At 45.6% G+C, this 21,404-nt stretch carries 23 protein-coding genes and 1 tRNA gene; 5 read left to right on the top strand and 19 right to left on the bottom strand.

Going from position 1 to position 21,404, the window contains the following annotated elements; translation table 11 throughout:
* Positions 1-71 precede the first annotated feature (71 nt).
* The 4 genes from B3S93_RS09755 to B3S93_RS09740 are packed head-to-tail and all read right to left on the bottom strand — an operon-like array spanning position 72 to position 5,723.
* Complete coding sequence (locus B3S93_RS09755; protein WP_292354251.1) at positions 72-860, bottom strand: DUF6671 family protein; 789 nt, start codon at positions 858-860, stop codon at positions 72-74.
* Entirely contained in the window at positions 857-1,777 is a 921-nt protein-coding gene (gene cysD, locus B3S93_RS09750) for a sulfate adenylyltransferase subunit CysD (RefSeq protein WP_292402415.1), read from the bottom strand. The genes B3S93_RS09755 and cysD overlap by 4 nt, the downstream gene beginning before the upstream one ends.
* Positions 1,777-4,164 (bottom strand): YbcC family protein, encoded by a 2,388-nt coding sequence (locus tag B3S93_RS09745; protein WP_292402418.1) that lies wholly within the window; start codon positions 4,162-4,164, stop codon positions 1,777-1,779. The genes cysD and B3S93_RS09745 overlap by 1 nt, the downstream gene beginning before the upstream one ends.
* A complete protein-coding gene (locus B3S93_RS09740) occupies positions 4,161-5,723 on the bottom strand; it encodes an NADH-quinone oxidoreductase subunit L (protein WP_292402420.1) in 1,563 nt (520 codons plus the stop codon). Before B3S93_RS09740 ends, B3S93_RS09745 begins: the two co-directional genes overlap by 4 nt.
* 92 nt (positions 5,724-5,815) lie before the next feature.
* Here B3S93_RS09740 and B3S93_RS09735 point away from each other — a divergent pair, with 92 nt between their 5' ends.
* Positions 5,816-6,703, top strand: a complete 888-nt coding sequence (locus tag B3S93_RS09735) for a LysR family transcriptional regulator (protein WP_292402422.1) — start codon at positions 5,816-5,818, stop codon at positions 6,701-6,703.
* A gap of 387 nt (positions 6,704-7,090) precedes the next feature.
* On the opposite strand, the gene B3S93_RS09730 is transcribed toward B3S93_RS09735, so the two are convergent.
* The 7 genes from B3S93_RS09730 to rpsU all read right to left on the bottom strand — a co-directional run bounded on the left by B3S93_RS09730 (position 7,091) and on the right by rpsU (position 13,205).
* Complete coding sequence (locus B3S93_RS09730; protein ID WP_292402425.1) at positions 7,091-7,393, bottom strand: chaperone modulator CbpM; 303 nt, start codon at positions 7,391-7,393, stop codon at positions 7,091-7,093.
* A complete protein-coding gene (locus B3S93_RS09725) occupies positions 7,390-8,370 on the bottom strand; it encodes a DnaJ C-terminal domain-containing protein (protein WP_292402428.1) in 981 nt (326 codons plus the stop codon). Before B3S93_RS09725 ends, B3S93_RS09730 begins: the two co-directional genes overlap by 4 nt.
* A gap of 320 nt (positions 8,371-8,690) precedes the next feature.
* Positions 8,691-8,767 (bottom strand) — tRNA-Ile (locus B3S93_RS09720).
* Between the two features lie 10 nt (positions 8,768-8,777).
* Complete coding sequence (rpoD, locus tag B3S93_RS09715; RefSeq protein ID WP_292358692.1) at positions 8,778-10,616, bottom strand: RNA polymerase sigma factor RpoD; 1,839 nt, start codon at positions 10,614-10,616, stop codon at positions 8,778-8,780.
* A 95-nt stretch (positions 10,617-10,711) separates the two neighbouring features.
* Entirely contained in the window at positions 10,712-12,436 is a 1,725-nt protein-coding gene (gene dnaG, locus B3S93_RS09710; RefSeq protein WP_292402430.1) for a DNA primase, read from the bottom strand.
* A 68-nt stretch (positions 12,437-12,504) separates the two neighbouring features.
* Positions 12,505-12,966 (bottom strand): GatB/YqeY domain-containing protein, encoded by a 462-nt coding sequence (locus B3S93_RS09705; RefSeq protein ID WP_292358689.1) that lies wholly within the window; start codon positions 12,964-12,966, stop codon positions 12,505-12,507.
* 23 nt (positions 12,967-12,989) lie between these two features.
* Positions 12,990-13,205 carry a 30S ribosomal protein S21 gene (rpsU, locus tag B3S93_RS09700; RefSeq protein ID WP_014705573.1) on the bottom strand — a complete coding sequence of 72 codons (216 nt, stop codon included), beginning with the start codon at positions 13,203-13,205 and terminating at the stop codon, positions 12,990-12,992.
* Between the two features lie 151 nt (positions 13,206-13,356).
* Here rpsU and tsaD point away from each other — a divergent pair, with 151 nt between their 5' ends.
* Positions 13,357-14,373 (top strand): tRNA (adenosine(37)-N6)-threonylcarbamoyltransferase complex transferase subunit TsaD, encoded by a 1,017-nt coding sequence (tsaD, locus tag B3S93_RS09695; RefSeq protein ID WP_292358687.1) that lies wholly within the window; start codon positions 13,357-13,359, stop codon positions 14,371-14,373.
* Here the strand turns inward: tsaD and plsY are convergent.
* Positions 14,365-14,961: a glycerol-3-phosphate 1-O-acyltransferase PlsY gene (gene plsY, locus B3S93_RS09690; protein WP_292358686.1), complete on the bottom strand. Its 597-nt coding sequence runs from the start codon at positions 14,959-14,961 to the stop codon at positions 14,365-14,367. The two genes, tsaD and plsY, sit on opposite strands and share 9 nt — an antisense overlap.
* 76 nt (positions 14,962-15,037) lie before the next feature.
* On the opposite strand from plsY, the gene folB reads away from it, so the two are divergent.
* Positions 15,038-15,391, top strand: coding sequence for a dihydroneopterin aldolase (folB, locus tag B3S93_RS09685; RefSeq protein ID WP_292358684.1), 354 nt, complete (start codon positions 15,038-15,040; stop codon positions 15,389-15,391).
* Positions 15,388-15,915 (top strand): 2-amino-4-hydroxy-6-hydroxymethyldihydropteridine diphosphokinase, encoded by a 528-nt coding sequence (gene folK, locus B3S93_RS09680; protein ID WP_292358683.1) that lies wholly within the window; start codon positions 15,388-15,390, stop codon positions 15,913-15,915. The genes folB and folK overlap by 4 nt, the downstream gene beginning before the upstream one ends.
* Here folK and B3S93_RS09675 read toward each other — a convergent pair.
* Entirely contained in the window at positions 15,847-16,566 is a 720-nt protein-coding gene (locus B3S93_RS09675; RefSeq protein WP_292402433.1) for an SDR family oxidoreductase, read from the bottom strand. The genes folK and B3S93_RS09675 overlap by 69 nt on opposite strands.
* Positions 16,567-16,582: 16 nt before the next feature.
* Between B3S93_RS09675 and B3S93_RS09670 the strand changes: the two genes are divergently transcribed.
* The gene (locus tag B3S93_RS09670) at positions 16,583-17,746 is read left to right on the top strand and encodes a class I SAM-dependent methyltransferase (RefSeq protein WP_292402436.1); all 1,164 of its coding nucleotides are present in this window, start codon (positions 16,583-16,585) and stop codon (positions 17,744-17,746) included.
* A gap of 53 nt (positions 17,747-17,799) precedes the next feature.
* On the opposite strand, the gene B3S93_RS09665 is transcribed toward B3S93_RS09670, so the two are convergent.
* Genes B3S93_RS09665 through B3S93_RS09640 form a run of 6 tightly spaced genes read right to left on the bottom strand, consistent with a single transcriptional unit; the run spans position 17,800 to position 21,268 of the window.
* Positions 17,800-18,675, bottom strand: a complete 876-nt coding sequence (locus tag B3S93_RS09665) for a hypothetical protein (RefSeq protein WP_292402438.1) — start codon at positions 18,673-18,675, stop codon at positions 17,800-17,802.
* 24 nt (positions 18,676-18,699) lie between these two features.
* Positions 18,700-19,734, bottom strand: coding sequence for an NAD(P)H-dependent glycerol-3-phosphate dehydrogenase (locus B3S93_RS09660; protein WP_292358676.1), 1,035 nt, complete (start codon positions 19,732-19,734; stop codon positions 18,700-18,702).
* Between the two features lie 9 nt (positions 19,735-19,743).
* A complete protein-coding gene (secB, locus tag B3S93_RS09655) occupies positions 19,744-20,226 on the bottom strand; it encodes a protein-export chaperone SecB (protein WP_292358674.1) in 483 nt (160 codons plus the stop codon).
* 22 nt (positions 20,227-20,248) lie between these two features.
* Positions 20,249-20,506, bottom strand: coding sequence for a glutaredoxin 3 (grxC, locus tag B3S93_RS09650; protein WP_292402440.1), 258 nt, complete (start codon positions 20,504-20,506; stop codon positions 20,249-20,251).
* Between the two features lie 16 nt (positions 20,507-20,522).
* Complete coding sequence (locus tag B3S93_RS09645; RefSeq protein WP_292402443.1) at positions 20,523-20,942, bottom strand: rhodanese-like domain-containing protein; 420 nt, start codon at positions 20,940-20,942, stop codon at positions 20,523-20,525.
* Positions 20,943-20,977: 35 nt separating this feature from the next.
* Entirely contained in the window at positions 20,978-21,268 is a 291-nt protein-coding gene (locus B3S93_RS09640) for an ArsR/SmtB family transcription factor (protein ID WP_292358701.1), read from the bottom strand.
* Positions 21,269-21,404: the final 136 nt, after the last annotated feature.

Genomic DNA, 21,404 nt, shown 5'->3' with positions numbered 1-21,404 from the left:
AAAACCTCTCGTAATAAGTAACAGTGTTGTGGTCTATTAGTGAAATAACACCATAAATTTGACTCTTCTTGCTATGGATTACAGTAATTACAGCAGGCTGGATTTCCATTTAAATTTTTAAGCTCTGACTCACTGTAACCACATGATTTGCAACAACTCACCAGCGCCTTGACTTCATTGGTAGGCTGGCCGCATAACGCACAAGTCGGTCCAAATTCTCTAACGTCAGGCCAAAAATCCATTTCTGCACAATTCGGACATTTACTCTGTAGCCGCTCTGCGAGGTTTAAAGCAGCTTTTTGCAGCATAATCTGTCTGAGTGGAGAATTCATTGCTCTGAGATCAGGTGTCAGATAAACAGGCCATTCTGTATAGGGTGTTTGATGTATAGCAATAACTTCGGTGTCTGAGAGTCCTTTCAAAATGCCATCCGGGCAGGTAAGTATCCATTTCTGTCTCTCAAAGTCAGCCAATTTTTGTTTCAAATCTTCTAATGACTCTGCAGTTAGCTCCCTAAGTGGTGTCGGCCCCTCAGCTTGGGCAAAAATTATCAGTTCTGGTTCTTTCTGAAACAGGCAAATTATTTCCTGATTCCAGCTCATAAAGCCCTCCAGCGGACCACCACCAAAGCTGCCTTCGCTACCGAGTCCAACGTTAATACCACTCAGTTCTACTGCTTTTTTGGCTTTTACTAAGGCACATTCTCTGGGAGATAATTTTCTGGGTATTTCCCCAGAGAAAGTGCCAAGCTGATCGGTATCAAAAAAGTCGATTTCTACCAGTTCGATACCAATCTCATACAAAACCGGTGCCAGTTGTTGAGATTTACGATGTTTGGTTAGAAGAGCTACCGTTTTCAAAAATAACCCTCCTGCTTTTTTCTCTCCATAGAGTTGGCCTGATCTTTATCGAGCATTCTGCCCTGCCGCTCACTGGTTCGTGAGTTCATCATTTCAATAATGATATCGCCCACTGTTTCAGACCGACTTTCAACCGCCCCGGTCTGGGGGTAACAACCGAGCGTTCGGAAGCGTATCCAGCGTTCTTCTATGCTGGCTTTTTCTGAGTCCGTGAGATAAGGCAAGACACGTTGATCATCAAGTCCCAGAATCTGGCCGGTTCCCTCATCCACCCATGAAAGTCTGGGTTTGGCGAAATAGAGTGGAACGATATCGATGTTTTCTTTGAAGATGTACATCCAGATATCCAGCTCAGTCCAGTTAGATAAGGGGAAGACCCGTACCGTTTCTTTGGAATTGATCCTGGTGTTGTAAATGTTCCAGAGCTCTGGACGCTGCGATTTCGGATCCCACCGATGTGAAGTGTTTCTGATTGAGAAGATTCTTTCTTTAGCTCTGGAGCGCTCTTCATCACGGCGAGCTCCGCCTAGTGCTGCATCAAAACCATGCTTATCCAGTGCCTGCTTGAGGGCGACCGTTTTCATCAAATCATTATAGACCACAGAACCAGAGGCAATCGGATGAACACCTTCGGTCAAAGCAGCCTCATTGATATGCACGATGAGATCCAGATCATGCTTGTCAATCAGTCGATCACGGAAACTGGCCATTTCAGCGAATTCCCAGGTCGTATCAATATGTAACAGCGTAAATGGTACTTTGCCGGGTGCAAATGCTTTACGGGCGAGGTGCAGCATGACAGTTGAATCCTTACCGATTGAATAAAACATGCAGGGGTTTTCAAAACCAGCAGCCACTTCACGCATGATATGAATGCTTTCGGCTTCCAGTTGCTGTAGGTGGTTGAGTGTTTTCATTACACCAGCTCCCAGTAATCGGGACGATAACGTTCAATGCTGTTGTCATCATTCCAGCAAAACAGAAATAACCAGTTGTTATCCACTAGCTGTCGAACTGTTTCATGTGAGGCGATAACGTTTTCTATCGCCGCTTTTGGAGCAGCAATGTAAACGCAGAGTCTGAGTGGTTGATGACGCCATTCATTCCCGTCGTGGATTGACTGGAAAGGCAAGCCAATCCGCAAATCCCCGCCATTCCCCTCAAAAACCCCGATATGCTGATTCACTGCATTGTGAAGCAGCTTGTTACCGCTACCGAAGAAGTCGTTATCAACCACGGACAAGTTGTATTGCATGTTTATCCAGTGCGTCACCACCATCGGTGCAGTCATGATCTGCTCCAGTAACGCGGCATCCGGATCCTGATGCCAGTCGTAATCATGCAGGAATGCTCGCCCATCAAGTGGCAATGCTCGAGTCCTGTCACGTGGTGCCACAATAAACACGGCGTTGTTGGCTAGTCCCCATTCAGGGCGGACTTCTGACCAGTCTCTGGCACGATTTGACAGCGCTTTCTCCAGTTTCTTGTCATCAAGCTCCTGCAGTCCCGCCTCCATCGTCGCTGCGCGTTCACGACGCGTAGCGTTGGAAGCCTGTTTCAACCAAGCCTCGATATCAGTGTCGATTTCCCCGAAGCAACTCACTTCATCCGTAGTGGTGTTATGCAAACCGGCAACAAAACGGGTCTTTTTGGGAATCTGAATGCCCTCTTCTTCCAGCTTCTGTCTTATTGACGCGTCATTGAGCAGACTCGCCAGCACTCGCACATTGACCTCACCGGTCTGTCCGCCACAGGCACCGCAATCGAGACCCGACGCATGGAGATTATTGCGCGTCTCACTGCCATGACCGAGCAAAAGTACGGTCGGAGCAAACTGCCGGGTAAGCCCCATGCCTTTCAGTACGCCACTGACCAGACTGGTTTTATCCTCAAGACTGAGGGGCTGATCCTGGCTCAGTAGTTCCCAGTCATGATGGTGACTTAGTGAATCAATCAGGTTCTCTTTTTTCTTGCGGAGAAAATTGTCCTTAAGTAGCTTGAACGCATATGTCCAGCCCACAGTTTCGACCATGGTGAACGCCGATACGGAGGAGTTGCCCCAACTCTTCCAGTGGCTCAGCGTGTATAGGTTGTGAAGCTGATCCTGACGCGCTTTTTTCTCACTGACCTTGATGGCCGGTGCAACCAGACCGGGTAACTGAGGACGCACTGTCGGTGTGTCTGCAGGCTGATAACTGATTGGCAGCCCATAGAATCCGGCAAAGCCGATGGTCTGAATTGCCTGACTCTGATTTTCAAGTGATCTTCTGAAACGTTCGGAACGAACGTCAATGCAGAATGCTGCCTGCAACACTGGGGTAGCCTGACCGGGCCGTGCTGGAGTTTTCAAAATCTTGTGCAGCTTTTTCTGGTATTCCAGTTCCGCTGCATGCGTCCAAACCCAAAAAAAACGAAGATGCTCTACATGCTCATCAATGAGTTCGTTGATTTGGAACTTCTGTTGTACCCATCGTGCCTTCAGTGTACGAAAGTCTGTTTTCGTCTCTTTGTTTTTTAACTGACGCCATACGATAAGATCCCAGGCCATTCTGATGGCAAGTAGAGACTCCACATACTGGCTTTCCTGTCCCAGTAATGTCTTTTCCCAACGCTGCCATGAGAAGTAACTGGCCCAGCCGTTGATACTTAGCAACAGCATATGTGCGTAAAGCTCCAGTTCGTAGGGGCCGAGTTCAAATTCAGCCGCAACTTCTGCAAACAGGCTTTCAAAATCACCAGGCAGGTCTAAAAACGCTTGCCGAAGATGTTTTTCGCCCATCAGCAAGGACATTCCGTAATCATGCGTGGTGAAATCAAGCCAGCGGGAATAAAGGCTTTCCAGGTTATCTGGATGTTGATTAATAAATTCGCCACAAAACTGACTAATTTGATGCACCGTTTCATCCTGCCAGCGCATCTTGTGGTGATCTCGACTCAAATCTGCAATTTCAGCAATACTCAGCCAGACATCAGGCCCGGGCTGTTTCAAACCCGCTTTCAGTGATTCGATATCGGTTGTTGTTTTATAGGCTTTTGCCGCTGTCGTCAGCGATGAGTCTGAAATCTCGCCCTTGTCATAACGGGTTAGTAATTCATCTGCAGACAAGGTCGTTTTGACGTCAGCCAGAGCCGCGAGCCTGGCGGAAACCAACTCAATGGGATGATGACGACATTCCCATAAGGCATTAACAGCGATGAAACGATCTAAAGGCCAGCTGGGCGCAATCAGGGCGCAGGCATTGTGGATGGCTGAAAGTTGTTCACTACTCGCTTCATTGACCGACTCTGCTTTTGCTTCAATCATACCCATGACTCCTCGATAGATTTTTGTTCCGTCTTGCTTTGCTTGATTTTGGGACGCAGTACGACCGGCCAGAGCTGAAGGGTCAGCCGCGTCATCATTTCATCCAGATATATGCCGGAAAATAACCAGCGATAAAGGGTTTGTGTCTGTTTGGCCTGAGGAAAAAGCCTTATCTGCACGGTCAGGGAAAACAGGCATAAGAACAAGATCATCAGCCAGATATCCATGGCTGAGAACATGTTGGTGTGAGTTAATGATGAAAACATATTCCCGAGCAAAGACTTCCCAGCCAAATAGAAACCCAACAAACCAGCAGCGATGACCAGCGCCGGTAACCAAGCACGTTTATTGCTTTGGTTAAACGCCGAAACCAGATACAGAGCTAGCGCTGTATTGACCAGAAGCCAGACACTGAGTGGCCCGTCATAGCTTGTTAACAATGGAATAGCGGCCGTAACCGCGACGGCCAGAGATAGACAGATAACAGCGCTTTCAAAACTGACCTTTTTCTGCGGTGCCAACTGCTTGAGGCCAAAGTCATGGACTGCTTCGCCGGTGCTCAGGAAAGCATAGGCCTTGTACAGTGAGTGTGTAAGCAAGTGCAGTAATGCCAGTTCATAAAGACCCAGCGCGCATTCAATCAGCATCAGTCCCATCTGGGCACAGGTAGACCAGGCAAGCCGGACTTTGATGCTGATTCTTGTCACCATCACCAGTGCACTTATCAACGTGCTCAGGCCAGCAACAATAAGTAGCGTCCACTGGGCGACCGGTGCCAGTGCCATCAGTGGCGCAAAACTGATAAGCAGAAAACCACCCAGATTAATAATACCGGCATGTAAAAGCGCACTGATAGGCGTCGGTGCTTCAACAACCTGTATCAGCCAGCCATGCAGAGGCAGCTGAGCACACTTGATTAAGGCGGTTTGTGCAATCAGAAAAGCGGCCAGCTTTTCAACAAAACTCAACTCATATTTCGCCGCCAACCCCTGGTAATGGTCAAGTAGGACATTCAGCTGGAAGGTACCATGATGAGAATACAGAAGGAGTACAGCCCCCAGAAGACATACCTCAGCCAGCCGCGCGAGAATGAATTTTTTATGTGCAGCAAAAACAGCACGTGGTCTGTCAGGATAAAACAATAACAAGCGATGGAAACATAGACTGATTGAGACCCAACCCAACCATAACAACAACAGATTATTACTCAGCACAACAACAGACACCGATGTCAGGCTCAGTAATAACCAGCGCCAGAACTTATGAGATTGCTTTTCTGAACGCATATAACCTTCAGAAAATTTAATAAGAATGATGGCCATGAAGCTGACCAGAAACAACACGGTAAGATTGATGGCATTAAGCCTTAAAAGATATTCTGAGTTTTGTTCAGTAATTCTAAAGAAAGCAATAGCCACCAGAATTGTGGATATACCTAAAGCAATTGAAATGGCTCGCAATAATATTTGCCGCTTGATTTCAGTCAGCCTAGGGTTACCTGCAATCAAGGCCCCTGCCGCTAAAACCAACGGAATAAGAATGGAAAAGAATTGACTCATAAACATACCTCCTTAGCTGGCGGAAGTATGTCAAACGCGATAACATAAATAAAATAGATATTTATTAATTAATTGACAAGTTTAACTTAACTATGGCTAAAATTAACTATCACCATCTCTTTTATTTTTGGCGTGTCGCGCTATCAGGCAGTATCACGCAAACTGCTAATGAATGTCATGTCTCACAGTCGGCGCTATCGCAACAAATTAAACAGCTTGAGAACACTATGGATGTCCAGTTATTTGACCGAGTTGGCAGACAACTCGTGCTAACTGATATGGGTAGAAAAGTACTGAACTATGCAGATGAAATTTTTACCACAGGCGAAGAGCTGCAATCATTCCTGAATAAAGGAGATTCATTCGCACAGCGTCATATCAACATTGGCGTATTAACGACTCTCTCGAGAAACTTTACCGAAACTTTTATCAGCCCCTTACTGAAGGAATCCAATGTCAGCTTCACCTTATCGACGAGAGGGATGACAAACTTGCTTAATGGATTGACCAGTCACGAACTTGACTTGGTACTCACCAATCGTTCGGTAAACGAGCAAAATGATGATGCCATCTGGCAAAATCAACTGGTTTCACGACAGTCAGTTTCAATCATTGGGCCGGCCGAACACAAACCGAAGACTAGCTTTCCGCATGGTTACGATGCCTTGAAATGGGTTTTACCAACGGAGATCACAGAAATCCGTTCTGGATTCAATGCTTATTGTTCCGCTTTAGGTTATAAACCCGAAATCATTGCAGAAGCCGATGATATGGCAATGTTACGATTATTGGTTCGGGATAGTGGTGCCGTTACAGCCCTACCTAGTGTCGTTGTCAAAGACGAAATTAGCAGTGGTCGACTAGCTGAATATCAAATTTTGCCTAATGTTTTCGAAAACTTTTATGCCATAACCATCCGCCGCACTTATATGCCAGATATCGTCAAAAGGCTGCTTCACAGTAATATTATAGCCAAATAATTTTAGGGCTAGATTATCCGAAGTGTCATAGAGAACTTCCGGTTAATCCCATGCAAAAAACCCGCAGACAAAAAAGCGGTTAACCGAAAATCGACTAACCGCTTAGTGTAATTGGTGCCCCCCCAGGACTCGAACCTGGGACCATGGGATTATCAGTTTTGAAATACAACATTAAGCTAATGTTTTTATTAAACTTTACTGATGCACTCGTTGCGTATTTTGCACCACAACGCATAACTTTTGATAACTTATCCCCGCAAAATTCCCGCAGAGCATCACTATTCAAAAAAGTTAAAAAGTAGGTGGTTTTATTTCAGGTTTTACAGTTTTCCTGCATCAAGAACGCACCAAAAAATTGAAATGCCACATTACTATTAAGACTAAACTTTAAGTAGAACGCAGCGTTTTTATCTCATCCAATAGTTCAAGTGCCAGTGCGGCACCCGCTAAATTCACCTCAAGGTCACGCTGCAGTCGAGTGGCAATATTTACCCGCACGATACTACTACTATTAAACTCCCAACGGATGTGACTTGTTTGAAAATTCAATGGCTCGATAACGCCATACTCTACCATTGTTAAAATTTCCTCTACCGACAAATCACAACAGTGACTCAGCTTAATCAATGACACCGTTTCGCCGTCATCTACAATGATCCCAGTATATGATTCAATAACATCATTATTCATCTTATACCCCCTAACTTATAACGAGGATTGAAATTGGACGATGCTTTTTGGAGCTCCTGATATAAAGACTTTTCTTTGTCACTCAATTGTTCAGGCATGGCAATTTCTAAAATGACATAAAAATCACCAGGAGATTTGCTTGGAATGCCTCTCCCCTTAAGACGCATCCGTTTACCGCTGGACGATCCTTCTGGGATCTTGAGTTCAACATTGCCCCCAGGTGTCGGTAGATTTATTTTACTGCCAAGCGCTGCTTCCCAAGGTGTAATTGGTAATTCTAGCGTGACATCTGAACCATCTACTTGATAGTGAGAGTGTGGATTGAATTCTATTTCCAGATATAAATCGCCCGATGAACCGCCACCAGTGCCAACACTGCCTTGTCCTTGCAACCTGATGTACTGTCCTTGCTTAACCCCTTTGGGTATTTTGACATTGAGCGTACGATTTTTTAATTCAGGGTGACCATTTTTATCGAGTACCGTCGATTTTATGGTGAGACTCCGGGAAGCACCTCGGTAGGCGTCTTCAATGTCGATAAACACTTTGGCGTGAGTATCTCGTCCCCTAGCTTGATATGCGGAACGTCCATGACCACTCGCGTTGTATTGATGTCTGGCCCCAGCTTGTCCAAATAGATTTTCAAAGAAGTCACTGAAATCAGCATCTCCAAAAGTATTTCCACCTGAACCACCACCATGAAACTCAAAGCCTGCATTCCAGTCAGGCGGAGGCTCAAATCCAGTTTGCCCAGCTTGCCAGCCAGCAGCACTTAATTGATCATAAGCTGCACGCTTCTCAGGATCTTTTAAGACCTCGTAAGCTTCACCAACTTCTTTGAATTTCTCCTCAGCATCTTTTTCTTTACTGACATCAGGATGATATTTACGCGCTAACTTACGATAGGTACGTTTGATTTCTTCTTGGGACGCATCTTTAGACAGGCCCATAATTTTGTAATAGTCCTTGTACTCCATGCTCATCCCTCTTGTTTTGATTAAAAAGCATTAACTTATAGTGAGCACTTTTGTTCTTAAATCACACAGTTCCAAGTATCTGCTTCGAAATAAAAGCTGTCCAGCCAATCCGTAGCGACTCAAGAAATAGAAAATTAAAGCCTTATGGATGGACGTGCTTCTCTAAATTCAACGAGATTGATGAAACCTTTGCTCCGGATAGCTGAGGCTGCTAATTGAAGCATTAATTTCTTCACGAACGTAAAACACGGAGTTTGTCTACATGAAATAAAAACAAAAAAGCCTCAGCGCTAAAATTAGCACTAAGGCTTTGATTTATATGGTGGGCCCACCAGGACTCGAACCTGGGACCAAGGGATTATGAGTCCCCTGCTCTAACCAACTGAGCTATAGGCCCGATTTTGAAATCAGCTGTCTGAGTCGAGGAAGCTTCTCAGTTGATCCGAGCGTGATGGGTGGCGCAGTTTACGTAACGCCTTGGCTTCGATCTGACGAATGCGCTCACGGGTAACATCAAATTGTTTACCAACTTCTTCGAGCGTGTGGTCAGTATTCATATCAATACCAAACCGCATACGCAGTACTTTGGCTTCTCGCTCGGTCAGGCCGTTCAGAACGCCCTGAGTGGCTTCTCTGAGGCCTTCGATGATAGCGGAGTCTGCTGGGGACATAACGTTAATATCTTCAACGAAATCGCCCAGATGTGAATCTTCATCATCACCGATCGGTGTTTCCATCGAAATCGGTTCTTTGGAAATCTTCAGTACTTTACGTACTTTGTCTTCCGGCATTTCTACGCGTTCTGCCAATTCATCCGGAGTCGGTTCACGCCCCATTTCCTGCAGCATTTGACGTGCAACACGATTGAGTTTGTTGATGGTTTCAATCATATGTACCGGAATACGAATGGTACGTGCCTGATCGGCAATCGAACGGGTAATCGCCTGACGAATCCACCAGGTTGCATAGGTAGAGAATTTATAGCCACGTTGATATTCGAATTTATCAACCGCTTTCATCAGACCAATGTTGCCTTCCTGAATCAGATCCAGGAACTGCAAACCACGGTTGGTGTATTTTTTGGCAATTGAGATAACCAGACGCAAGTTGGCTTCGACCATTTCTTTCTTGGCACGACGCGCTTTGGCTTCAGCAATCGACATCTGACGGCTGATTTCTTTAATCTCGGAAATATCCAGTCCACGATCTTCTGCAATTTCCGCTAATTTGCTTTGTGCAGCCAGAATATCATCAAGATTTTTCTTGATGGTGGATGAATAATGTTTTTTAGCGCGAATGAATTTATCTGACCATTCAAGATTACTTTCATTACCCTGGAATGCATCGATAAAGTCACGGCGATTCATACCCGCCTGCTCTACAACGATGTCCATAATGATTTTTTCTTGTTTACGCACTTCGGCGATGGTTTCTGCCATCAAGCCATTCAAGTAAAGCAGTGTTTTTGGTGTCAATTTGAATTCCATAAACAGGTTACTAGCCTGTTCACGAGATTCGATCATGGCGTCACCTTCGGTGGCCAGAACGTTTTTGTATGCTTCTTTCAACGCGGTAAAGCGAGCTCGGGCTTCTTCTGGATCGATTTCACCAGAATCATCTTCATCATCGCTTACGCCACCAACATCATCGTCATCATCGTCATCGCTGTCAGAATCATCGGAATCTGAGCTGCTGGTAACATCATCATCGTCGTCATCACTTGCGACCAGTTCTTCAGGTGCCACAAAACCACGAATAAGTTCATTCAGGCGCATTTCGCCTGCTTCAACCGCATCGTAGAATTCAAGGAATGACGAAATAACCGGTGGGTAAGTTGACAGCATCAGCAGACTTTCGCGGAGACCTGCTTCGATGCGTTTAGCGATAACGATCTCGCCTTCGCGAGTCAATAATTCAACAGAGCCCATCTCGCGCATGTACATGCGCACAGGATCGGTTGTACGACCAAACTCACCGTCGGAACTTGCCAGGACAGCTGCAGCTTCTTCATCAGAGACTTCGTCATTTGATGAAACAGCTTCGGCGAGACGTTCCATCTCATCGGTATCCATCCCATCTTCATGGACCATGATACCCAGGTCGCTGAACATACTGACGATGTCTTCGACCTGATCCGCATCGACCAAATCTTCTGGAAGGTGGTCATTGATCTCGCCGTAGGTGAGATAACCGCGCTCCTTTCCAAGGGCGATAAGTTCTTTAACGCGTGATTGCTGATCTTTCATTCGGCCTCTTTATGCATGGTGACGCTGTTTTTGGCGGTAACACTATATTATAGTGAAAGCACTTTGTTATTGCATCATTTTTGATTACAAAACACTCACTTATAAGAATTAATTTCAATTCTTTCCGACTCAGTCAACTGGCTGAGTCCTTTATTTATCAAATAAGTATAGCGTTCATCTCGTGCTTGCTTGTTTAGACGACTCACAATTCCAATGAGTTCATGCTCCAGTTGTTCTGGCGACAAATTCAACGGTTGCATTGCGAGCTTTTCCATATAGGGAGCTTGTTGAGTATCTCGCCAACGCTCTAAAAGCTGTGCGGTTTTAAGATGGGGATGCTCACGCATGGTTTCAAGTAGCTGAATTAAAATCGCTAAACCGGGCATATCCAGCCGATGTAAATTATCCGTATCCGGAACAGCCTCATACAATTGTGGATGCTGTAACAGAATCATCACCGCCATGCGCACAGGTGTCATATTGGCCATTGCATTTTGTTTGGCGTTTTTTACTGGAGGTGGTGGCGCAGGCTTTTCCAAGTGTTTGTTTAAGGTAGCAATATTGGTTTTAGCATGGTCTGCCAGCTGCTGCTCCAGCATATCGCGATACAAACCTGCAGGGATATGTCTTAGATAGGGCTTGGCAATTTCAACCAGTCTGGCGCGGCCATCCATCGATTGACTGTCTACCCGGGAAAGCAATGTCGCAAAGAAAAATTCAGAATAGCTTTGCGCCTGACTGACTAACTGATGAAATGTGGCGGCCCCCTGCTCCCTTACCATGGTGTCGGGATCCTGACCTTCCGGTAGAAACATAAATTTCAGTTCAAAATTACCACCGAGTATCGGCATCGCATTTTCGGCGGCTCGCCATGCGGCCTCTTTACCTGCCCGGTCACCATCAAAACAAAAAATAATTTCCGGTGCGCTGCGAATCAATTGACGTAAGTGTTCTGAAGTTGTCGCCGTACCTAACGTTGCCACTGCATTGTTAATCCCAAACTGAGCCAGTGCAATGACATCCATATAACCTTCCACTATCAGGATGCGTTCCAGTCGACGATTGGCTTTACGGGCTTGATATAAACCGTAAAGCTCCTGTCCCTTGTGAAAGATAGGCGTTTCAGGAGAGTTCAGGTATTTCGGTGTGCCGTCGGCATCAATAACGCGTCCACCGAAAGCGATAACGCGGCCACGACGATCGCGAATAGGAAACATCAGTCGATCACGAAAACGGTCATAGGTTCGACCTTTATCGTTTTTAATCAACATTCCCGCTTCAAACAACTGGTCCTGACTTTGCTGATTGTTGCCAAATGTACGTAATACATTGTCCCAGCCATCCGGAGCCATACCAATATCAAAAGCAGCTACGGTTTCAGGGCTAAGACCACGCTGTTGGATATAATCCTGAAAAGCCTGGCGCTGCGGGTGGTTTTGTAATTGATGTACGTAGTAGCGACTGACTTTATCCATCAAGTCGTAAAGGTTTTGTCTGGCGGGAGTAAGTGCAGCTTGTTGCGTGACTGGAACCTGCATACCGACGGTGTCCGCAAGCTCCTGAATCGATTCAGGAAAGCTGAGCTGGTCGTACTCCATGAGAAAGCCGATCGCAGTGCCGTGCGCACCACAGCCAAAACAGTGATAAAACTGCTTATCAGGGCTGACAGTAAATGACGGGGTTTTCTCGTTGTGGAATGGACAGCAGGCGTGCAGATTTTTACCGGCTTTTTTCAGCGGTACTCGCGCATCGATAATATCAACGATATCGACTCGTGAGAGCAATTCGTCAATAAACTGTGGAGGGATTTGTCCGGCCATAAATCAATTATGGCCGAAGTCTGTCTTGAATGTTAACCACGTCTGAAAAAAGACCTGGCATTGCTGGCTTAAGAACTGAGCGCGGCCTTAACCTGGCTGCTCACTGCGCCCATATCAGCGCGTCCTTGTACTTTCGGACGCAACACATTCATCACCGCACCCATGTCTTTCTGGCTACTAGCGCCTGTCTCTTGAATTGCATCAGCGATAGCTGCCTGCAATTCTGCTTCGCTCAAGGCTGTTGGCAAAAATTCTTCAATTATTGCCAGTTCAGCTTTTTCGATGACCGCTAAGTCATCACGGCCAGCTTGCTCAAACTGCGATAAGGCATCTTTGCGCTGTTTAGTCATTTTGGTCAGCACAACGATAATGTCATCATCTGACATATCCTGGCGATTATCGACTTCAACTTGCTTGATGGCAGCAGTAATTTGGCGCAATGTGCCAAGACGATCTTTGTCTTTGGCGCGCATTGCATCTTTTACGCTATCTTGAATTCGAGCTTTGAGTGGACTGGCTTCTTGAGGCATTAGAATAAGATTCTAATCAGCAATTAGTACATGCGAACGCGGCTAGCGTTTTCACGTGACAGTTTCTTTTGGTGACGCTTAACAGCCGCTGCTGCTGCACGTTTACGAACAGTTGTTGGTTTTTCATAAGCTTCGCGAGCGCGAGCTTCTGCAACCGTACCGGCTTTTTCACAAGCACGTTTGAAACGACGTAAAGCTACGTCAAATGGTTCGTTTTCTTTAACCTTAACAGATGGCATTCAATACATTCCTAAACAGACAATGACGGAAAAGCCCTTAATTGTACGAGATCTATTTAGGAAAGAAAATACTAAATGCTAATTAGTTGGCTGAGACCACCACCATCAAGGCATAATAATCGCCATTAATTAATGCAGTCAGAATAAATTTATGCGTGTTTTAGGAATTGAATCATCTTGCGACGAAACCGGTATTGCACTCTATGATACTGAAAAGGGGCTGTTGGCTCATGCCCTTTTCAGCCAGATAGAAATGCATGCCGAATATGGCGGTGTGGTGCCTGAACTGGCTTCCCGTGATCATATTCAAAAGGCATTGCCCTTGATGCAACAGGTTTTGGACGAAGCGGGTCTGCACCGAAAAGATATTGATGCGGTGGCTTATACGGCGGGGCCGGGCTTGGTCGGTGCTTTACTGGTGGGCGCCGCAATTGGTCGCAGTCTGGCCTGGGCGTTACATATTCCAGCCTTGCCAATTAATCATATGGAAGGACACCTTTTATCGCCGTTACTGGAAGCCAATCCACCGACATTTCCATTTGTATCTTTATTGATTTCCGGCGGCCATACCTTACTGGTTGATGTTAAGGGTGTTGGTGAATATGAATTAATGGGCGAATCAATTGATGATGCGGTCGGTGAAGCATTCGATAAAACGGCTAAAATGTTGGGGCTAGGTTATCCGGGTGGCCCGGCCTTAGCGGCTTTAGCGGAAAAAGGACAGGAGGGCGCCCATATCTTTCCCAGACCGATGACCAATCGTCCTGGTTTGGATTTCAGTTTCAGTGGTTTGAAAACATTTGCTTTAAATACCTGGCATAACAGCGATCAGAGTGAACAAGCCAAAGCCGATATTGCGTTGGCGTTTCAAACAGCGGCGGTGGAAACCTTAGTGATTAAATGTCGCCGGGCATTAAAACAAAGTGGGCATAAACGTTTGGTCGTGGCCGGTGGCGTCAGTGCCAATAAGTCGTTGCGCGCGGCTTTAGATGCATTACCGAAAGTGCAGGTTTATTATCCACAATTACAATTCTGTAGCGATAACGGAGCGATGATCGCGTTTGCCGGAGCGATGCGTCATCAGGCCATGGTTGTTGAAACTGAAGCAACATTTAATGTGCGTTCACGTTGGCCCTTAGATGAGCTAACGCCGCCAGCTTCAGCCTGACTTTTTCTCTTCACCGGCCAGCAAACGCTGGATATTACTGCGGTGCCGCCATAGCAAAAGCAGTGCAATTACCAGAATAACCGCACGTGCAAAAACCGTATCTATAAGCCACAAGCTATAAACCGGTGTCATTGCCGCAGCGGCAATGGCTGATAAAGACGAAATCCGACTAATGGCAAAAACCACAATCCAAGTCAGTAACGCCGCTCCAGCCAAGGCAGGTGACAGCGCCAAAAACGCGCCCAAAGCCGTTGCCACACCTTTGCCACCTTTAAACTGAAAAAATACAGGGTATAAGTGCCCAAGAAATGCAAAAAAAGCAATTAAAGCCAAGATATTAATATCAAAGTCCAACATTCTCCCGATTAATACCGGGACGACGCCCTTTAACACATCGATCAGTAAGACCATTGCCGCGAGCTTTTTGCTACCCATCCGCAACACATTAGTCGCGCCTGGATTGCCAGAGCCTTGAGTCCTTGGATCCGGTAAACCAGAGACCTTACAAAGCATGACAGCGCTCGATAATGAGCCTATGAGGTAGGCGCCGAGCAATGCAAGCAGCGCGATGGCAGTTAATTCAGGCATGTTATGATGTGACCTTTGAAAATGTAGCGGTATTATTCAGTACCATTATCACTTTTGCCAACATTGAAGCGACATCATGGACAAAATTTTTCTAAATGATCTGAAAATTGACACGATTATCGGCATTTATGATTGGGAGCGCGAAACGCTGCAAACGTTACGCTTTGATTTTGAAATAGATTGGGATATCAGTAAAGCCGCGGCATCGGATGATATTACGAACACCTTGGATTATGGTTCGGTGGCCAATGTCGTTGTCGAGTTTGTCAGTAATAGTCGATATCTGTTGATAGAAACCCTGGCTGAAGAGGTAGCGCAACTTTTACTCAAGACATTTGACATTCCTCGGCTCAAGCTTACTTTGACCAAACCCGTCCAATTGCATGGAAAAAATCAGGCACAAATTGTGATTGAGCGCACCAGCGAATGAGACAGCAGAAAGGTTATCTGCTTGGTTTAGGCAGCAACATAAATCCTCAGCAAAATACCGAGAAAATGGTCATTGCGCTGCTACAAGAGTTTAAAGCACTAAAACTAAGCCGAGTATTAAAAATCCCGCCAGTGGGTATGAACAGCCATCGGGATTTCCTCAATACCATCGTCTTCGTTGAAACCGATTTATCACAGAGAGAATTAAAGAGCTTTTGCAATCAGATTGAAATCAATTTAGGTCGGGATCGGGACGATCCGTTAAGCAAAACCAAAGATCGACCAGCCGATATCGATATTCTGAAACAGCTGAGTTTGCCTGAAGAGGCTGATATCGCTGTCAGCAGCATTACTGATGAGTATTTTCTTTACCCCATTATTCGTGAGCTGCTCAGTTATCTTACTGACACTGCAGAAGTCACGCCTCCTGCAGGGGTTTTGATACAAACGTCTGAATTACGCTTTGGAGAGACGGCGACCACCATCTACTGGGATAGTCGCGCCGGTAATAAAGGGGTTCTCTAACAAGCTTTTTATGGCGAGATACACAGGTTCCGCACCACCTTCACGAGCCAGTGGGGTTTCAGACAGCATTTTCTGCCTGGCTTCTTGTGTATGAGACTCAGTAAACAGAACCGGGCCCGGTGCCACTGAATTCACCTTGATCTGCGGAGCAAGTTTTTTGGCCGATACCAGCGTCAAATTATGCAATCCTGCTTTGGTTGTGCCATAAATATCAAAACGTGGGGTAGGATTTTCAACATTGATATCGGTGATATGAATAATGTCGGCCGGATCGTTTCCCGGTCCGATTAAAAGCGTTGATAACGCCTGATTGATAAGAAACGGCGCTAACATATGTATGGTGAAAAAATGTTGATATTGCTCAGCAGCCTCAAACAAATCTTCTGCTGTCGGTGTAAATGCTGAGGCATTATGCACAATGCCTCGATAAGCCGGACTGAATTGCTGGAGTTTGTCGATAAACGCCATAATGCTGGCAGTATCCTGCAAATCCGCCTGAATAGTCTGTATGCCTAATTGTTTTAGTTTTTGGACATCATCTGTTTCAGTACGGTAATGTGCCAATACATCATAACCATCCTGCTTTAGCCTGGAAGCAATATGAAATCCGACCCGCTTTCCGGCACCTGTTACTAAAATGGGATTATTCACTGAAATTACCGACTAAATGAAAGATACCGCCAAGTTACCTGCACCTGACCCCATTGCGCAACAGCATAGCGATCAACTGTTGCAACTGATTTTTCAGACCATAGAAGACCGTAATGGTTGGCTGAGCTTTGCAGAATTTATGCAGATGGCTTTATACCAACCTGGACTAGGTTATTACAGTAATGGCTTAAGTAAGATTGGCGAAGCAGGGGATTTTATTACTGCCCCGGAAATAAGCCCGTTATTTTCACAGGCGCTGGGCAATCATATTGCTGATGCGCTTAGACAAATACCCGCGGCAGATTGTCTGGAATTTGGCGCAGGCAACGGTCAAATGGCAGTCGATATTCTGCATCATCTGCGGGAAATTGATTGCCTGCCGACACATTACTACATAATTGAAGCAAGTGCCCACTTACGTCAAAAGCAATATGAAATAATACATAAAAACTTTGGAAGTGAGCAGAACTGCGTGATCTGGCTGGATCAACTGCCTACTGAATTCACCGGAGCGATCATTGCAAACGAAGTGTGCGATGCGATGCCAGTGCATCGGGTGCAGTTTGAAGAAAACCAGATTCTGGAGGTTGGAGTAGGGCGCGAAGAAGGGCAACTGGCATGGCTTTCACAAACCGTGACTGATCCTTTTTTACAGACACGTTGCGAACAAATTCACCCCTTACTGCCGCAGTTTCCTTATCAGACAGAAGTTGCCATGCAAGCACCTGCCTGGCTTGGCACCATCGCCGAAAAACTGACCCAGGGTGCTATATATTTAATTGATTATGGCTATGAAGCCAGTGACTATTTTCATCCCATGCGGCATCAGGGCATGCTGCGTTGCCACTATCAACATCAGGCACATAATGATCCATTGGTCTTGGTCGGCCTGCAGGATATCACCGCTCATGTGGACTTCACTGCGTTAGCTGAAACAGCCCATGCAATAGGATTGCAAGTTGAGGGTTATCAAAGGCAGAGTGATTTTCTGCTGGCAGGTGACATTCTCAATCTCAGCCAACAAAATGCGCCTGATTCCTTTCAGCAGATGCAACAGGCCGCAGCTTTGAAACGTTTATTATTGCCAGAACAGATGGGAGAACTGTTTAAGGTGCTCAGCCTGTCAAAAAATGTCGAAATGCCTCGCTCGAAATCTGCTGATTTGCGCTATCGTCTTTAAAGATTGCAATAAAAAAGGCGCCGAAGCGCCTTTATTAATGTATTAAGCAATCATTATTCCTGATTACTTTCTTCTAATTGTTGTTTGAGCTGTTCAAGCTGCTCAGACATTTCAAACAGGACTTCCTTAATATTGGCCACATCATCGGTCAAATTATCTGTTTGACGTTTGGTTCTGGCTATTTCTTCACGCATTTCAGGCGTTAATGCGCCGGTATCCTGTCCTTTACGCTCAGCTGCAGAAGCTAATACGGTTGGGATATCAATCACTACCCAGTCAGACCGTTCAGAGCCATCCTCTTGGTGATATGAAATGCCATTATCTAAAGCAATTTTGGTTGCTGGTTCAGAATCGGATTTACGGGTACCCGGTAATAATGGATTTACCCGACGATCAATCTCTTGACCGGTATATTGGTCTTTATCACGGTATTCCTGATGAACAAGACCGAAGATAATGTTCAAGCGCCCATTGTTATCAACAAACACGCGACCACTGTTGGTTTTGCGTTCCGCTGCAATCGCTCCGGCATGAACCCCTAGCGTGACAAAGGTAATATCTTCATCGGGTTGAGCACGGTTTAAACCCTGTGCCAACGTTGAACTTAAAATTTGCAGTTCACCCGGTGAAAACAACGGGACTTGCTGAGTTCTCAGTAAGACGCGCTGATTGACGTAAAGTGATGAAAGCACTTCACGCATTTCATCCTGATTGATTGGTAAAGGGTGCTGATTGGTTCCAGGCAGATCGCGCTCTACCATACGAACGTATTGCAGATTTGACTCCCACAGTATCGGACCACTTTGTGACATAACGACTTCATCATCATCTGATGATTTTTTACTGAATGGGTTGCCACAGGCAGACAAGCCGACAGTCATTGCCACACTGAGTGCAATGATGCTGCTGTATTTCACAATGCCTTGCATATAATTTTCCTCAATTAATTCGTATCACGATTTTCCGATTACCGGAGATTCTGCTTTTTGTTCACGACATAATAATGCCTGAACCGATTTGCGCGGATCGTACCCTTCAAACAGGATTTTGCATACCTGCTCAACAATTGGCATCTCAACACCCGCCTGTTGAGCGCGTAATAAAACTTCTCTTGCAGCGTGCATACCTTCTACCGTCTTACCGACTTTTGAAACCGCTTCATCAACTTTAAGACCTGAACCAATCGCTAAGCCCAGCTGGCGATTGCGGCTCTGATTGTCGGTACAGGTGAGAATCAAATCCCCCATACCAGACAGACCAAACATGGTTTCCGGTTCAGCCCCCAATATACTGGCTAAACGCATAATTTCTGCCATACCGCGGGTCAGCAGAGCGGCACGGGCGTTGGCACCATATCCTAATCCGTCACAGATACCTGCGGCAATTGCCAACACGTTTTTCACCGTGCCACCAACTTGCACCCCTAAAACGTCCTCCGTGGTGTAAGCCCGCAAAGCAGGTCCATGAAGCGCATTTGCCAAGGCTTTGGCAAACTCTGTATCGCGGGAAGCAACTGTTAAAGCGGTAGGTAACCCGGCCGCAACCTCCGCGGCGAACGATGGACCAGAAACGACAGCTAAAGCATGTTTAGGCCCCAGAATTTCAATAGCCGTATCGTGCAGAAATTGACCATTGTGGGGCGTTAAACCTTTGGTCGCCCAACTGATCGGGATATCTTCAGACAGAAAAGGTTTAATGCAATGCAATATTTCGCTAAACGCCACACTTGGCACTGAAATCATTACATGTCTGCAATTTTTCAGAGATTTTTCCAAATCCATTTCAATTTTCAATGTATCCGGAAAAATAATTTCCGGTAAATAGCGGCTGTTCATCCGTTCAGCCGCTATCCGGGAAAGCTGTTCTTTGTCACGACCCCACAGCCAGACTTCATGCCCATTGCGAGCCATGGCAATCGCCAGCGCCGTACCCCAGGCTCCGGCACCAATGACAACTGTTGGCATTAAAGAAGAAGCGGTCATGGCCATCTAGACAAACTAGTGAGTAGCCTGTGCTGCTTCCATCTGCTGACGCGCCTGATCAATCTGATGTTTGTATACTGCATCAAAGTTCACGGGTGCCAGCACGAGTTGTGGGAAACCACCTTTAATAACCACATCAGAAATCACTTCACGTGCAAATGGGAAAACAGTATTCGGGCAGTAACTACCAATCAGGGGACCCATTTCTTCCTTGCTATACCCGGTCAAAGTGAAAATTCCAGCCTGTTTGACTTCCGCCAGAAATGCGACTTGATCATTAACTTTCGCGGTGACTGTGACGACCAGAACAATTTCATGGGTATCTTCATCAATACGGTTATATTCATTACCCAATTGCAGATCCAGTTTGGGCTTCCATTCTTCACGGAAAATGGCTGGAGAATTAGGTGTTTCAAATGAAATATCTTTGGTGTAGATCTTCTGAATGATGAACTTTGGTTGTTGTTCTTCTGTTGCTGCTGTGTTTTCTTCAGCCATGATTTTCCCTCTCTAAAAGAATTTAATTATTTGTCAGTAAAACATCGAGCTGACCCGAACGATCGATATCAACCAAATCGGTATATCCACCCATTGATTTACCATTAATGAATATTTGCGGCACGGTACGTTGCTGACTTTTTTGCATCATTTCCTGGCGTTTTTCAGGATGCTGATCCACACGGATTTCGTCATAACTGACACCTTTTCGATCCAGTAACTGCTTTGCCATGGTGCAATACGGGCAATGCGCAGATGAATAAATGATGACTTTGCTCATAACAACGCTCCAAGTCTTAAGTGAATAATGGCAGTTTGGCATCTCGCCATGCGTGCAGACCACCTGACATTACATAAATATTGGTATAGCCATGTTTTTTGAACTGTTTGGCAGCAGCTTTTGAACGCTGACCACTGTCACACACCAGAACCAGAGGCTGATCCTTATTTTTTAGCGACTTGAGATTCGCCTCGATATCAGCCACCGGTACATTAACGGAATCGACTATATGTGAAGTTTCAAATGCAGCTTTATCGCGAATATCAACAAAACAGCCTTTTTGCTGATTCACCAGATTAACAGCTGTTGGCACATCAACGGCATTAACCCCACCCAGTTTGCGAGTGAGTGAGTCAGAAAAAACCAAAAACAACAACACCACAAACAAACTGGACAGTATCCAATGATTAACAATAAATTCGCCCAGATTTTCCATTAAACAGCCCTAAATTTATGAATAAATAATGATTTCTATTTTACGCAAAACAATTCGCACATCATGCTGATTAGCCGTAACAGGCGCTCATCGTTGACCCGGTAAAATATACGGTTTGCATCTCGTCTTGCCGCCAGAATGTTTTTATCTTTGAGTTTGGCAAGATGCTGCGACACATTGCTTTGTGTTGTGCCAACCTGATCAACAATATCCTGTACTGATAATTCCTGATCGCCCAACGTACATAGAATTTTCAAACGCAATGGATTCGACATTGCTTTCAGCGCAAATGCAGCGCGTTCAATATCGTCATTAATGGCATGCATTTGCGGGTTTCCGGATTGTGAAATGATGTTAGTCAACGAGATTGCAACTGTAATTGATTACAAAAGCCCATATAATACACAGCATTGTTGTTGATTTGCAGTGTTCACTGTTTTTCACAACCCCAGGTCGTCGTAA

The organism is Methylophaga sp. UBA3613 (assembly GCF_002375415.1).
GTDB lineage: Bacteria > Pseudomonadota > Gammaproteobacteria > Nitrosococcales > Methylophagaceae > Methylophaga.
Note: the sequence above shows the minus strand (reverse complement) of the source record. Positions and strands in the feature narration are given on the sequence as shown.